Genomic DNA, 12,919 nt, shown 5'->3' on the forward strand with positions numbered 1-12,919 from the left:
ATCAGAAAGGTCATTGCATGCGTTCATTGGCAGGAAATGTCGTCGTCATCACGGGTGCTGCATCAGGCATTGGTGAGGCACTGGCGGTTGAACTGGCACAGCGGGGTGCGAGGCTCCTGCTGGCGGACATTGACGCAACAGGGCTGGACCGCGTGATCAGCAACTTGCGCACGGCCGGATGCGACTGTTTCGGCCTGGTGACCGATACCGGCAACGAGGCGGCCATCCATGCGCTGGCGGCCGAGGCGCACAGCCGCTTCGGCGGGGCCGACGTTTTGATCAACAACGCTGGCGTATCCCTGGTGTCCTCGGTAGAGAAGCTGGAAACAGCCGATGCACACTGGCTGATGAACATCAACTTCTGGGGCGTGGTGCATGGCTGCAGGGCCTTTTTGCCGCAGATGCGCACCCGGCCTGACGCCCTGCTGGTCAATATATCCAGCATCTTTGCCATGGTGTCCATGCCCACCCAGAGTATCTACAACGCCTCCAAGGCGGCAGTGCGAGGCTTTAGCGATGGCCTGCGCGAAGAGTTGCGAGGCTCAACCGTCAAGGTTCTCTGTGTGCATCCTGGCGGTATCCAGACCAATATTGCCAACAAGGCGCGCATCACCGATCTCGCCACGGTGGCAGGATCGGCGCAAGAGCTGCGCGACAACTTTTCGCAAGTGGCGCGTACCAGTCCACAGCAGGCAGCGCAAACCATTATTGCCGCCATAGTGGCCGGCAAAACCCGGGTACTGATTGGCACCGACGCCAAGGTGCTGGATTTTCTCTACCGGCTGGTACCCACAAGGTCCTCCGCCTGGCTCACGAACATGAGCAACCATCTGCGCCGCAAGGCACAGGCTCGCAAACACACTGTTTAGGACGACTCATGCTGGCAAAATTTTTACGGCGCATGTTTCTGGTGCAGGTGCTTCTGGGCGCCGGACTGGCCTGCCTGCTGATCACCTACGCTGCATGGCCCAGCTGGAGCCTGGTGGCCATAGTCATGCTGCTGCCTTTTCTGACCATGGTGCTCGTAGATGTGATCACAGCCCTCAAGTCCCGTGCTTCGGGTGAAAGCGCTGCCATGTGGTGGCGCTCGCTGTTCGGAGAGTTTGGTGCGGGTATTCGGGTGTTCCTGCTGCGCCAGCCCTGGGTCAGAACGCCCCCCTCTTTCAGGGCCGCCACAGGATCTGACAAAAAAATTCCGGTGGTGCTCGTGCATGGCTACCTGTGCAACAACCGCATCTGGGACGATATGTCCATTGCCCTGCGCTCGGCCGGACACCCGGTTTTTGCCGTGGATCTGGAACCCCTGTTCATCTCCATTGACAACTATGCGCCGATTGTTGAATCTGCCGTGGCACAGCTTTGCCGTCAAACCGGCGCATCCCAAGTCGCCCTGGTGGGCCACAGTATGGGCGGGCTCGCCATTCGCGGGTGGATGCGTGCACACGGGGCCACCAGGGTAGCCCGGGTGTTGACATTGGGCACCCCTCACGCCGGCACGCAAATCGCGCCCAACACCCACACACCGAATGGTCAACAGATGGGCTGGCGCAGCCCCTGGTTACAGGCGCTCTCGGCCCATGAGACTGCCGAGGCCCGCGCGCTGATTCGCATCGCCATCACACCGCAGGACAACATCGTCTATCCGCAGCGGGCCCAGGTATTGCCCGGCATTGAGCCCACGATCTTCGAGGGCATTGGACATGTGCAAATGTGCCTGGACCAGCCGGTGATTCGCTGGGTACTTGGGCAGTTGGCGTCACTCACCCAAGTCAGGATTCCAGCCGTCGGCGACGCGGCTTGTTGACGTCGCCAAGCTCCACCAGCATCACTTGCCCATCAGGCAATGAGATGGCAATCTTTTCCTGACCATCGTGACTCAGGTGATAAACGGTGGCGCTGCCAACGGCACCTGATTCCTCAAGGGAAGACTGCGTCAATAACTGCGACAACTCGGTACCCGAGACAACTTGCCAATTCAACTTCTTCATGAGCCACGCGCCTGGTTCTTCAGAAAACGCGTTGCGAAACCAGACGCCTCCACGGGGCGTCCGAAGTAATAGCCCTGCACCTGCGCACAACCCATGGCCAGCAGCAAATCGACCTGCTCCTTGCGCTCCACCCCTTCAGCGACCACACTCAAACCCAGGCTAATGGCCATGGCAACGATGGCACCGGCAATGGCCGCGTCGTCCGCGTTGTCGTGAATGTCATTGATGAAAGACTTGTCGATCTTCAGCTCGTCAATCGGGAAGCGACGCAGGTATGAAAGGCTGGAATAGCCGGTGCCGAAGTCGTCCAGCGAAATCGTCAGACCGAGGCTTTTCAAGGCCCGCAATGCCAACAGCGTACTGCTGACGTCTTGCATCACCATGCTCTCGGTCAGCTCCAGCGTGACGTACGTCGGATCTGCACCAGTTTGCTCAAACACGGACGCCACGCGTTCGGCCAAATCTTCCTGTCTGAACTGACGGGAGGACATGTTGATCGACATCCGCAGAACACCCAGGCCCTGCGCCTTCCAGGCCACCTGCTGGCGACAGGCTTCGGCCAGCACCCATTCACCCAGCGGCAGAATCAGGCCCGACTCTTCAGCCAGGGGAATGAATTCGATCGGATGGATCAAACCTATCTGCGGGTGCTGCCAGCGCACCAGCGCCTCCGCACCCACAATGCGCTCGCTCGCCAGGTCGATCTTGGGTTGGTAGTGCAACTTGAACTCACCGCGCTCCAGGCCGCGGCGCATGGCGCCTTCCATGTTCATGCGGCTGATAGCGGTCACGCCCATCTCGGGAATGAATTGACGCACGCTGTTGCGGCCATGCTCCTTGACGCGGTACATGGCAATGTCCGCATAGCGCAACAGAATTTCACCATGATCGCCATCGCGCGGATAAAGCGAAATGCCAATGCTCGCGGTCACAAACACATCATGCCCGCTGATATCGAAAGGTCGCGCCAGCGCTTTCAACACCTTCTCGGCAATCAGGTCCACATCGCCCGTCTCGGGCAAATCGGTGAGCACAATCACAAACTCATCGCCGCCCAGGCGCGCCACCGTATCGGTCTCGCGCATGCAAGCGCTCAAGCGCTGCGCCACCTGCTTCAGCATCTCGTCTCCCGCACCGTGGCCCGACGCATCATTGATCAACTTGAAGTGATCCAGGTCAAGCAACATGACGCCAACCGTCAGATCCTGGCGCTTGGCCCAGGCGATCGCCTGTGTGATCCGGTCGTTCAGCAGGTTGCGGTTGGCAAGCCCGGTGAGGCTGTCGTGAGTCGCCTGGTATTCAAGTTCTTTCTGGTAGTTAATGCGGTCGCTGACATCGTTGATGACGCTGACAAAATGCGTGGTGGCCATGCCACTGGCGTCCTTCACGGGTGCAATGTGCAACTCGTTCCAGAACTGGGTGCCATCCTTGCGGTAATTGCGCAACAGTGCTTCGCCCTGACGCTTCTCCCGCAAGGCCGCGCGAATTTCTTCCAGGTCCGGCTGGGCCAGATCGTCGCGCACAAGAAAACGTCCCTCACGCCCAATCACCTCGGCCGCACTGTAGCCGGTAATGCGTTCGAACGCCGGGTTCACGTAAACAATCGAGTGATCGCGGTCATCACTGCGCGTGATCATGATGCCATTGCTACTGGACACCAGCGCCTGCTCCCGCAGTAGCAGGGCCTGTTCAGCCTCGCGCAACTGCAGCTTGCTCTGGGTGATGTCCTGCAAATCAGGGTGTTCATGGGGCGTTGACAAGGCGCGAATCGCTTCGCCCAGCTCGCGCGCAAAACGCTCCAGAATGCCATGCGCCTCTTGCCCGGCACTCAGATCGAAAGCAGCAGTGACGCGCAAATGCGCCAAGGGCGCACTACCAGATCCGAGCGGCAGCGTCAGATGCTGTACCGACGGGGTAGCGTTTGCCTGCGCCCGGGAAGCACGATAGATTGCCGTCTTGTCACCAGGCTCGAGTTCAATTTCTGCACTCAGGTAAGCGGCCTTCTCGGTGAGAATCCTGCAGAACCCATTCAACATGTCCGACAGATCTCGGGTGAACCACAGGCACTGCGATAACTCACCCAGCAGCAGGTACCACTCTGCGAGCCGACGCGATTCGGCGTTCAAAGAGTGCAGGTCATCAGCTTTCATCATGTCAATTCACGGTTTCCAAAACAGAGCTGACACAAAGGATGCAGCGGGCGGATTCTAATGCGCTTCAATACTGCCCAAAGCCCTGGGCGACGCTTTCGCAACACCCCTCGGCGTTAACCCCTATGCCTCCTGCAAAAATAGATGCGCCACATCAATGAACCTCCACCACAAACGGTAGACTGATCCATGACTATTCGGCAAGGAAGAAAGCTATGTCACGAATCAAGCGTTTGAAGGCCTCTCTGACCCAGTTTCCAGATATTCCAGCGCCATCCATGTGGCTGCTGGCCTCGGAGTACCGGGCATTCTGGGAATACTTTGCGGGTGTCGCTTTTTATGGCCTTGTCCGGCGTGTCGCTCCCAAGGGCGACGGGCATCCGGTACTGGTCATTCCTGGCTTGGGCGCGTCTGACTTGTCGACGGATCTGTTGCGCCGCTTCCTGGATGACCTGGGCTACGTGACCTACCCCTGGGGCCTGGGTCGCAACACCGGCGTCAAAGAAGAGAAATCAGACTTGATGTTGCAGCGACTCCAATACATCTTCGACCGCCATGGGAAAAAGGTCAGTGTCATTGGTCAAAGTCTGGGCGGCGTGTTTGCACGCGAAGTAGCCAAGTTCGGGCCTTCCATGGTGCGCCAGGTCATTACCCTGGGTTCACCCTTCACCGGCCATCCCCTGGCATCCACCGGCACGCACCTGTACGAGTGGCTTTCAGGCGATCGATTTGAAGACATGGACTTCAACCAGCACCTGGAGATTCGCAACAAACCGCCAGTCCCCACCACTTCAATTTACAGCAAGCTCGACGGCGTGGTGGCCTGGAAATGTTCAATCGAAGACGGTCGACCTGAAGGCGAGAGCATCAATCTGCGCGGCAACACACACATTGGCATGGGCAGCAGCCCTGGCGCCCTGTACCTGATTGCAGATCGCTTGGCACAAACCGAAAATAACTGGAAGCCGTTTGAGCCTGAAGGCCTTGCACGCGTTTTCTATGGCACAAACGATCATCTGGATTCGTCTCACGAACCATCGCCTGCACACTCTTAGGCGCCGGGGTTTCAAAAAATAATTCCAAGGAACAGTCCCCATGCAAGCCCTCAGCCCAACCGACTCCGCCTTTTTATGGATGGAAACCCGTAGCCAACCCATGCACGTGGCAGGTTTCAACATCTACACACCACCCAAGGGGGCCGGCCCCGACTTCGTGAGCAGTCTGCTTGCCCAATGGGGCAAGCACCTGAAAGCCACGGCCCCCTTCAATGTGCGTCCAGTGCTGCGTCTGGGCCTGTGGTTCTGGGAAGAAGACGCAGAGTTTGAGCTGGACTACCATCTGCGACATTTGGCCCTGCCTCAACCCGGGCGCATTCGTGAACTGCTGGCCATGGTCTCGCGCCTGCATGGGAACCTGATGGACCGCAGCCGCCCCTTGTGGGAAATCTATGTGATCGAAGGCCTGCCGGGAGGTCGCTTTGCAACGTATATCAAAATCCACCATGCGTTGGTCGATGGCGTAACAGGCGCGAAAATCATGGCCAAAGGCCTGGCACTCACTCCTGACGAGCAGAAACCACCGCTATGGGCTCAAACCTATTTCAAGTCGGCCTCGACCCAGCGCGCTTCGGCCCCGCAAGGTCTGTTGCAGCAACTTGGCAGCGTGGCTCGGGCCGGTCGCGATATTGTTCCCGGCATTGGCAGCGGCCTGTGGGACATGGTGAAGGCCAGCAAGGCCGACAGCGTATCCGTGCGTCCGTTCCAGGCGCCGCCAACACCCTTCAATGTTGAAATTTCGGGTTCACGCAGGTTTGCGTCGCAGTCGTACTCACTGGCGCGGTTCAAGCGTATCGGTGAGATGGCGGGCGCCACCGTCAACGATGTCACGCTGGCCATCTGCGCTGGCGCATTGCGCAAATACCTGGAAGCCCACAACGCACTTCCTGCGAAACCCTTGATTGCCATGGTGCCAGTATCGCTGCATGGTGAAAGCGAAGGGGGCGGAAATCAGGTGTCACTTCTACTGGCCAATCTGGCCACCGATGTGCGCGACCCGCTCAAACGCCTGCAACGTATTGTGCAATCGACCTCCGAGGCCAAGGCAAGGTTGTCCACAATGCCCCGCCTGCAAAAAATGGCCCATGGCGTTACCTCGATCTCACCCATGGGGGCCAGCATCGTCACGGGCAGTGCGAAAGAGCACCCGCTGTTCAATCTGGTCATCTCCAACGTACCCGGTTCAAAAACCGACCTGTACCTCAACGGAGCCAGGCTCGATGAGGTCTACCCAGTGTCCATCGTCACCCACTACCAGGCACTCAACATCACCATCAGCGGCTATGGCGACAACCTGGGCTTTGGCTACATTGCCTGCCGCCGCTCGCTGCCCAATCTGCAACGCATGCTGGACTACACCGACAGCGCCATTCAGGAACTCGAAGCCGCACTGAACATCGAAAGTGCCAGCCCTGTTGCGCCCAGGAACGCGGCCAAGCCACGCAAGGCGGTATTGGCAAAATCCCCTGCACCAAAGCCTGCCAAGGCTAAATCTGCAACTGCCAAGCCAGTCACTACCCGAGCTTAAGGCCGACCCGCTCCAGGCACGTCCACAGGCATCGTGGCGATCGAACCCGCCAATGCCTCGCGCGACTGCTCGGCATTGAACTTCAACTTGCTCATCAACACAAACAGGGTCTTTCGATCCGGCCCGCCCAGCATGCAGGCAATGGCCTGGCCGGACGTAGGTGTTCGCTGGGTCACTTCCCCACCCTCTCGCACACGCACGACTTCGCGGCTGGTGGGTGATGCCACCCAGATCGCTCCTTCTGCATCAAGGCAAATGCCATCTGGTGAAGTTCCGGGCAGTTCCGCCCAGACACGGCGATTGCTCAGGCCACCGTCGGACTCAATGGTGAACGCAGTCAGTCGTGCACCATAGGTTTCGGCCACCACCAGTGTGCGTCCGTCCGGCGTGATGACGCTGCCGTTCGGAAAATGCAGGTCTTCGGCCACAACCCGAACCTTGCCTTCAGGCGTCACCATGATCAGACGCGCAGGCACCAACTCATGGCGTGCGGCATTGTCAAAACCAAAGTTGCCAATGTAGGCACGCCCCAGTGCGTCCACGACCATGTCATTGCAGTGAAAAGTTGCAAGCTTTGACAGATCCGCCACCTCGGTCAGCCCCTCCGGGTCGAGGCGCATCAGACGCCGATCGGTCATGGACACGACCAGCAAACGCCCATCCGGCAACCAACCCAGGCCAGAGGGTTGGCCCGGCACTTTCACCACGGTCTCCACCCGCCCGTCCATCGTCGCTCGTTTGACGCTGTGGGTATAAAAGTCAGAAAACCACAGCGCGCCCTCATGCCAGCGCGGCGCCTCGGGAAAGGCCAACTGGCCAAGAAAGGGAGTGAGGGTTTGCGTAGGTTCCATGATCGCCTAAAGTGAAGAAGAGGAGGTACCCATCCTACCGTGAGGAACTGTCAACGCTGCAAGCCTTGCCAGATAGGCGCGTCAACTGGGGGACAGGACGGGTCTACCCTCGATAATCGAGGGCATGACGCATCCTGCCCCGCCAACGCCCGGCCAACCGCCCGGCGCATCCAACAGCAAGCACCCCCAACCTGAATCCCTTGGCGACCTGTTCTGGTCATTCACGAATCTGGCCCTGCAAGGCTTCGGCGGCGTCGTCGCCATCGTGCAACGGGAGATGGTCGAGAAGAAGAAGTGGCTGACCCCCGAGGAGTTCATTGAAGACTGGGCTGTCGCCCAAATTCTGCCGGGACCCAACGTGGTCAACCTGTCCCTGATGATTGGCGACCGCTACTTTGGCATGCGAGGGGCGTTGGCAGCACTGGCAGGCATGCTGACCTTTCCACTGCTGATCGTCCTGTCGTTGGCAGCCTTGTTTGCCGGCGTATCGGATTCACCCGGCATCCAGGGAGCGCTGCGTGGCATGGGTGCCGTGGCGGCGGGCATGATTGCCGCAACAGGGCTCAAACTCATTGCCTCCATCAAGGCCAATATCATGGGAACTATTGTTTGCTGGTCGCTGGCCGCTATTACTTTTATCGCTATTGCGCTTCTCCGGATACCCTTGGCCTGGGTGCTCCTGGGTATCGGTGGTTTGGCCTGTGCCTGGGCGTATCGACAATTGGGCAAGGTCCAGGCCCTTGAGGGCTCTCCATGAGCATGAACCTGCATCTGGCGCTGAACACGACTGACTGGCTGGCCATGTTCACCCATTTCATGTCGCTGTCGCTGCTGGCCATTGGCGGTGCCATCACCACCGCGCCCGATATGCACCGCTATCTGGTAGATGAGCAGCACTGGCTCACCGACAGCCAATTTACATCCTCCATCGCACTGGCCCAGGCAGCCCCCGGTCCCAACCTTTTGTTCATTGCCGTGCTGGGCTGGAACGTGGGGGTGAATGCCGGAGGCGGAATGGGCGCCGGTGCATCGGCCTGGGGTTTGGGCTTGATGGGAATGAGCATTGCCATGGTGGGCATCATGCTACCCAGCACCACCCTCACCTTTGCCGCCACCCGCTGGGCCCATCAAAACCGGGAGCTGCGCGCTGTACGTGCCTTCAAGCAGGGCATGGCACCCATCGTGATTGCACTGCTGATTGCCACGGGCTGGATTCTGGCCGCCGGCCACGGCAGCTTGGCCGAGCATTGGCACTTGTGGCTGCTGACGGGTGTGAGCGCACTGATCGTCTGGCGCACCAAGCTGCATTTACTGTGGCTGCTGGGAGCGGGCGGCATGCTGGGCTGGCTGGGCTGGGTTTAGGGTTGAGGTTTCGTCAGCGCGGACCCTCGAAGAAAACGTAGTTGGTGGCGTAGTCGCTGAATTCAAAATACACTTTTTTCTCGCCTGGATCGACCACAAAATTCAGGTTTTCATCCAGCACACCATAGCCATAGCGATAGGCACGCGGCTTGTTGTCATCGGTGCCCATGGCGGTACTGAGCTTGTCGATTTTCAGAAACCGGCGCACCAGCTTGTCGCCCGCATAGACCTCCAGAACGCCGTTGGTGCCGGTCCAGTTCTGAATGTCGCGGCTGATCTTGTTTTGCTGCTCCTGGGTGCAACTTGCAAGAAGAAATAGGGACACAGCCCCTATCCAAATTGCCACACCAGCTCTTCTTTTGATAGCGAACATATTATTCTTTCGAAGCCGGTTTCAGACGCTGGACCGCTGACGCACGGCCTCGTACAAACAGACACCACTGGCCACCGACACGTTCAGACTCTCCACTGCGCCGCGCATGGGAATGCTAACCAGCTGGTCACAGGTTTTTGCGGTCAGCTGGCGCATACCATCACCCTCGGCCCCCAAGACCAAGGCCACCGGACCTTTGAGGTCGGCCTGGTACAGGGTCTGGCTGGCCGCGTCACTGGTGCCGATGATCCAGATGTTGCGTTCCTTGAGTTCATTCAGGGTACGCGCCAGGTTGGTCACCATGAAATAAGGCACGGTTTCCGCAGCCCCGCTGGCTACCTTGGCCACGGTGGCATTGATGCCGGCCGCGTGGTCTTTCGGTGCAATCACGGCATGCACGCCCGCCCCATCCGCCACGCGCAGGCAGGCACCCAGGTTGTGCGGATCGGTCACGCCATCAAGCACCAGAATCAGGGGCGCAACCCGCTCGCTGGCAGGTAACGCGGCGTTGGACACCTCCAGGTTCTCCAGCAGTTCGTCCAGTGAGTGAACCTGGGTCAACTCCTGCACCCGCGCAGCCACGCCCTGGTGACCATGCCCACCGCAGAGTTTGGCCAGGCGCATGCCATCGGCCTCGATCAGGCGCACACCCGCTTCATTCACTTTTTCAAGGAACTGGCGCATGCGCGCATCGCGGCGTGTAGGCTCGTAATAAATCTCGACAATGGATTTGGGTGCGGTTTTGAGACGCACGCCGACGGCGTGAAAGCCGAAAAGAACTTTGGGTGAAGACATGACGACATTATCGCGGCATGGGTCAAATGCGGGAAAATGGGCGTTGATTCGCATTAATTGAAGAAACCCCATGAACGAAACCACTCAACGTCCCGCCCTCCCCGATCATCTGTGCTGCGATCCGCGCAGTCCCCATCACGTCGCGGCCGTATTCGAACATGACATCGGCATACGTTTCAATGACAAGGAGCGCATGGATGTCGAGGAATACTGCATCAGCGAGGGCTGGATCAAAGTGCCTGCAGGCAAAACAGTCGATCGCAAAGGCAAGCCACTGTTGATCAAACTCAAGGGCAAAGTCGAAGCGTTTTATCGCTAAAAGTGCTCAGGTCAGACACCAACCGTGGTATCGAGCACCTGACCCGCTTCAATGGTGATGCATCGCGCGCACCGCTGGGCAATGGCGCGGTCGTGGGTGACCAGCACCAGGGTCGTACCAAGTTCCCGGTTCAGGTCAAACATCAATTCCATCACCTTTTCACCGGTGGCAAAGTCCAGACTGCCCGTGGGTTCGTCGGCCAGCAACACCGCAGGTTTCACCACAAAGGCGCGCGCCAGGGCCACCCGTTGCTGCTCGCCACCGCTGAGTACCTTGGGGTAATGGCCCAGTCGCTCTGACAGGCCCACACGGGCCAGCATCTCGGTGGCGGCCTTGCGGGCGTCCCGCCGGTCGGCCAGCTCCAGCGGCAGCATCACGTTTTCCAGTGCGGTCAGGTTGCCCAGCAGCTGAAAACTTTGGAACACGAAACCCACTTTTTGCGCTCTCAGGTGCGCACGATCGTCCTCGCTCATCGCAAACATGTCCTGCCCTGCCAACCGCACGGTGCCGCGGGTGGGTGTATCGAGCCCGGCAATGATGGACAGCAGCGTGCTTTTGCCCGAACCTGAAGCACCGACAATGGCCACGGTTTCGCGCACATTCAGGACAAAATCAATATCGCGCAAAATGTCGAGGGTGCCGGTGGAATCTGTCACCGACTTGAAAACATGCTCGACGGAAATAATTGAATCAGACATGGGGCTTTCTTTGTATCGACGACACTTCTATGCAACTGGTTTTCTGGCTGTTCTTGCGGGGCTGTCCCTGTTGGCTGGCGCCACGGCGACAACGCAGGCCACCATCAGCAACGCTCCCCCAAAAATTCTGATTGTGGGTGACTCTCTGAGTGCAGAGTATGGCCTCAAACGCGGCACCGGGTGGGTGGCCTTGCTGGAGCAAAGGCTTAAGGCCGAAAAACGGCCAGCCACGGTTGTCAATGCCAGCATCAGCGGCGACACCACGTCCGGGGGGCGCTCACGGCTGGCGGCGCTGCTGGCCCAGCACCAGCCAACCCATGTGATCATCGAACTGGGGGCCAATGATGCCTTGCGTGGCCTGCCGCTGCAGATGACGGCCGACAATCTGAACCACATGACCCAGGCAGCCCAAAAGTCCGGAGCCAAGGTGCTGCTGGTCGGCATGCAGGTTCCGCCCAATTATGGCCAAGACTACGCTGCGCGTTTTGCCGGTGTCTATGCCGAAGTAGCCAAGACCCACAAGGCGGCCATGGTGCCCTTCCTGCTCAAAGGCATCGCCGATGTGCCGGACAGCATCCGCCTGTTCCAGCCTGACCGTATTCACCCCAGAGAAGAGGCGCACCCGATCATGCTGGCCAATGTATGGCCTGAACTTAAAAAGCTGCTGAAATGAGCCTGACCACCGTTCCTGCCACTGAAGTCCTGGCGCGCCTGCATGAATTTGATGCCCTCATCGACGCCCGCAGCGAAGATGAATATCTGGAGGACCACTTGCCCGGCGCTGTCAACTGGCCCACGCTTAACAACGAAGAGCGCCGTGACATCGGCACCCTATACAAACAGGTCAATGCCTTCGAGGCCAAAAAGCGCGGGGCTGCCATCGCAGCACGCAATATCGCAGCGCACATCGAGCGCGAGGTCATTGACAAGCCCAAAGACTGGAAACCCCTGGCCTACTGCTGGCGCGGGGGCAAGCGCAGCGGCTCGCTCTCGCTGATCCTGTCCGAGATCGGTTTTCGGGTGACGCTGGTGGAGGGTGGTTACAAGGCTTTTCGTGCTGCCGTGGTGCAGGACATTCCTCGTCTGGTCAACGGTCTGGACTGGCGCGTGATCTGTGGCACCACCGGCTCGGGCAAAACCCGGCTGTTGCAGGCCCTGGCGGCACAGGGCGCGCAGGTGATTGACCTGGAAGCGCTGGCCAACCATCGCAGTTCGGTGCTGGGCGCCATTCCGGGTCTGCCGCAACCAACCCAAAAGCGCTTCGATACGCTGGTGTGGAACGCCCTGCGCCAGCTGGACCGAACCCGCCCGGTGTTCGTGGAAAGCGAAAGCAAAAAAGTCGGCAACGTGTCGGTGCCCACCTCGCTGATCGAGACCATGCGCGAGAGCACCTGCCTGAACCTGGTGTTGCCCGATGCCGAACGCGTTGCCTTGCTGATGGAAGACTACGACTTCTTTGTCCGCGATGTCGAATCCTTCTGTGAACGACTGCAGGTGTTGACCGACTTTCGCGGCAAGGCCGTGGTGGAAGCCTGGCAGGCCTCGGTGCGGGCGGGACAGATCGAACCGGTGGTGCAGGAACTGCTCACGCAGCACTACGACCCGGTCTACCTGCAATCGATGCGACGCAACTTCCGTCAGTTTGAAACTTCAAAGATCATCGCACCCCAAGACCATTCAACGAGGGCTATGGCCGTTCTAGCCCATGAAATGCTGCAGGAGACTGAAGGAAAAAAATGATTCTGCTCCCGGCTAGGTCGGCGCCGGGCTTCGACTTTGATGCAGCGGGTCACCCGCGTG

15 protein-coding genes are annotated in these 12,919 nt (G+C 59.2%); 9 read left to right on the forward strand and 6 right to left on the reverse strand.

Going from position 1 to position 12,919, the window contains the following annotated elements; translation table 11 throughout:
- The first annotated feature begins 17 nt into the window (after positions 1-17).
- Complete coding sequence (locus tag IV109_RS10060; RefSeq protein ID WP_296695496.1) at positions 18-869, forward strand: SDR family NAD(P)-dependent oxidoreductase; 852 nt, start codon at positions 18-20, stop codon at positions 867-869.
- An 8-nt stretch (positions 870-877) separates the two neighbouring features.
- Positions 878-1,804: an alpha/beta fold hydrolase gene (locus tag IV109_RS10065; RefSeq protein WP_296695499.1), complete on the forward strand. Its 927-nt coding sequence runs from the start codon at positions 878-880 to the stop codon at positions 1,802-1,804.
- Here the strand turns inward: IV109_RS10065 and IV109_RS10070 are convergent.
- Both IV109_RS10070 and IV109_RS10075 read right to left on the reverse strand, forming a co-directional pair.
- Positions 1,770-1,988: a hypothetical protein gene (locus IV109_RS10070; RefSeq protein WP_296695502.1), complete on the reverse strand. Its 219-nt coding sequence runs from the start codon at positions 1,986-1,988 to the stop codon at positions 1,770-1,772. The genes IV109_RS10065 and IV109_RS10070 overlap by 35 nt on opposite strands.
- Entirely contained in the window at positions 1,985-4,138 is a 2,154-nt protein-coding gene (locus tag IV109_RS10075) for an EAL domain-containing protein (protein WP_296695505.1), read from the reverse strand. The genes IV109_RS10070 and IV109_RS10075 overlap by 4 nt, the downstream gene beginning before the upstream one ends.
- Positions 4,139-4,353: 215 nt before the next feature.
- On the opposite strand from IV109_RS10075, the gene IV109_RS10080 reads away from it, so the two are divergent.
- Entirely contained in the window at positions 4,354-5,193 is an 840-nt protein-coding gene (locus tag IV109_RS10080) for an alpha/beta hydrolase (protein WP_296695507.1), read from the forward strand.
- A 40-nt stretch (positions 5,194-5,233) separates the two neighbouring features.
- Positions 5,234-6,721 carry a wax ester/triacylglycerol synthase family O-acyltransferase gene (locus tag IV109_RS10085; RefSeq protein ID WP_296695510.1) on the forward strand — a complete coding sequence of 496 codons (1,488 nt, stop codon included), beginning with the start codon at positions 5,234-5,236 and terminating at the stop codon, positions 6,719-6,721.
- On the opposite strand, the gene IV109_RS10090 is transcribed toward IV109_RS10085, so the two are convergent.
- On the reverse strand, positions 6,718-7,572 hold the full coding sequence (locus tag IV109_RS10090) for an SMP-30/gluconolactonase/LRE family protein (RefSeq protein ID WP_296695512.1): 855 nt from the start codon (positions 7,570-7,572) through the stop codon (positions 6,718-6,720). The genes IV109_RS10085 and IV109_RS10090 overlap by 4 nt on opposite strands.
- 124 nt (positions 7,573-7,696) lie before the next feature.
- Between IV109_RS10090 and IV109_RS10095 the strand changes: the two genes are divergently transcribed.
- Together IV109_RS10095 and IV109_RS10100 are read left to right on the forward strand one after the other, a co-directional pair.
- On the forward strand, positions 7,697-8,329 hold the full coding sequence (locus tag IV109_RS10095) for a chromate transporter (protein ID WP_296695515.1): 633 nt from the start codon (positions 7,697-7,699) through the stop codon (positions 8,327-8,329).
- The gene (locus IV109_RS10100; RefSeq protein ID WP_296695518.1) at positions 8,326-8,934 is read left to right on the forward strand and encodes a chromate transporter; all 609 of its coding nucleotides are present in this window, start codon (positions 8,326-8,328) and stop codon (positions 8,932-8,934) included. Before IV109_RS10095 ends, IV109_RS10100 begins: the two co-directional genes overlap by 4 nt.
- A 13-nt stretch (positions 8,935-8,947) precedes the next feature.
- On the opposite strand, the gene IV109_RS10105 is transcribed toward IV109_RS10100, so the two are convergent.
- Positions 8,948-9,307: a hypothetical protein gene (locus IV109_RS10105; protein ID WP_296695521.1), complete on the reverse strand. Its 360-nt coding sequence runs from the start codon at positions 9,305-9,307 to the stop codon at positions 8,948-8,950.
- A 21-nt stretch (positions 9,308-9,328) separates the two neighbouring features.
- Positions 9,329-10,102: a 23S rRNA (guanosine(2251)-2'-O)-methyltransferase RlmB gene (rlmB, locus tag IV109_RS10110; protein ID WP_296695524.1), complete on the reverse strand. Its 774-nt coding sequence runs from the start codon at positions 10,100-10,102 to the stop codon at positions 9,329-9,331.
- Between the two features lie 70 nt (positions 10,103-10,172).
- Between rlmB and IV109_RS10115 the strand changes: the two genes are divergently transcribed.
- Positions 10,173-10,421, forward strand: coding sequence for a DUF3297 family protein (locus IV109_RS10115; protein WP_296695526.1), 249 nt, complete (start codon positions 10,173-10,175; stop codon positions 10,419-10,421).
- 11 nt (positions 10,422-10,432) lie between these two features.
- Here IV109_RS10115 and IV109_RS10120 read toward each other — a convergent pair whose 3' ends face one another.
- Entirely contained in the window at positions 10,433-11,119 is a 687-nt protein-coding gene (locus IV109_RS10120) for an ABC transporter ATP-binding protein (protein WP_296695529.1), read from the reverse strand.
- Between IV109_RS10120 and IV109_RS10125 the strand changes: the two genes are divergently transcribed.
- A complete protein-coding gene (locus IV109_RS10125; protein ID WP_296695532.1) occupies positions 11,118-11,792 on the forward strand; it encodes an arylesterase in 675 nt (224 codons plus the stop codon). The two genes, IV109_RS10120 and IV109_RS10125, sit on opposite strands and share 2 nt — an antisense overlap.
- Positions 11,789-12,859, forward strand: coding sequence for a tRNA 2-selenouridine(34) synthase MnmH (gene mnmH / locus IV109_RS10130; RefSeq protein WP_296695536.1), 1,071 nt, complete (start codon positions 11,789-11,791; stop codon positions 12,857-12,859). Before IV109_RS10125 ends, mnmH begins: the two co-directional genes overlap by 4 nt.
- Positions 12,860-12,919: the final 60 nt, after the last annotated feature.

This window comes from Rhodoferax sp. (assembly GCF_018780565.1).
GTDB lineage: Bacteria > Pseudomonadota > Gammaproteobacteria > Burkholderiales > Burkholderiaceae_C > Rhodoferax.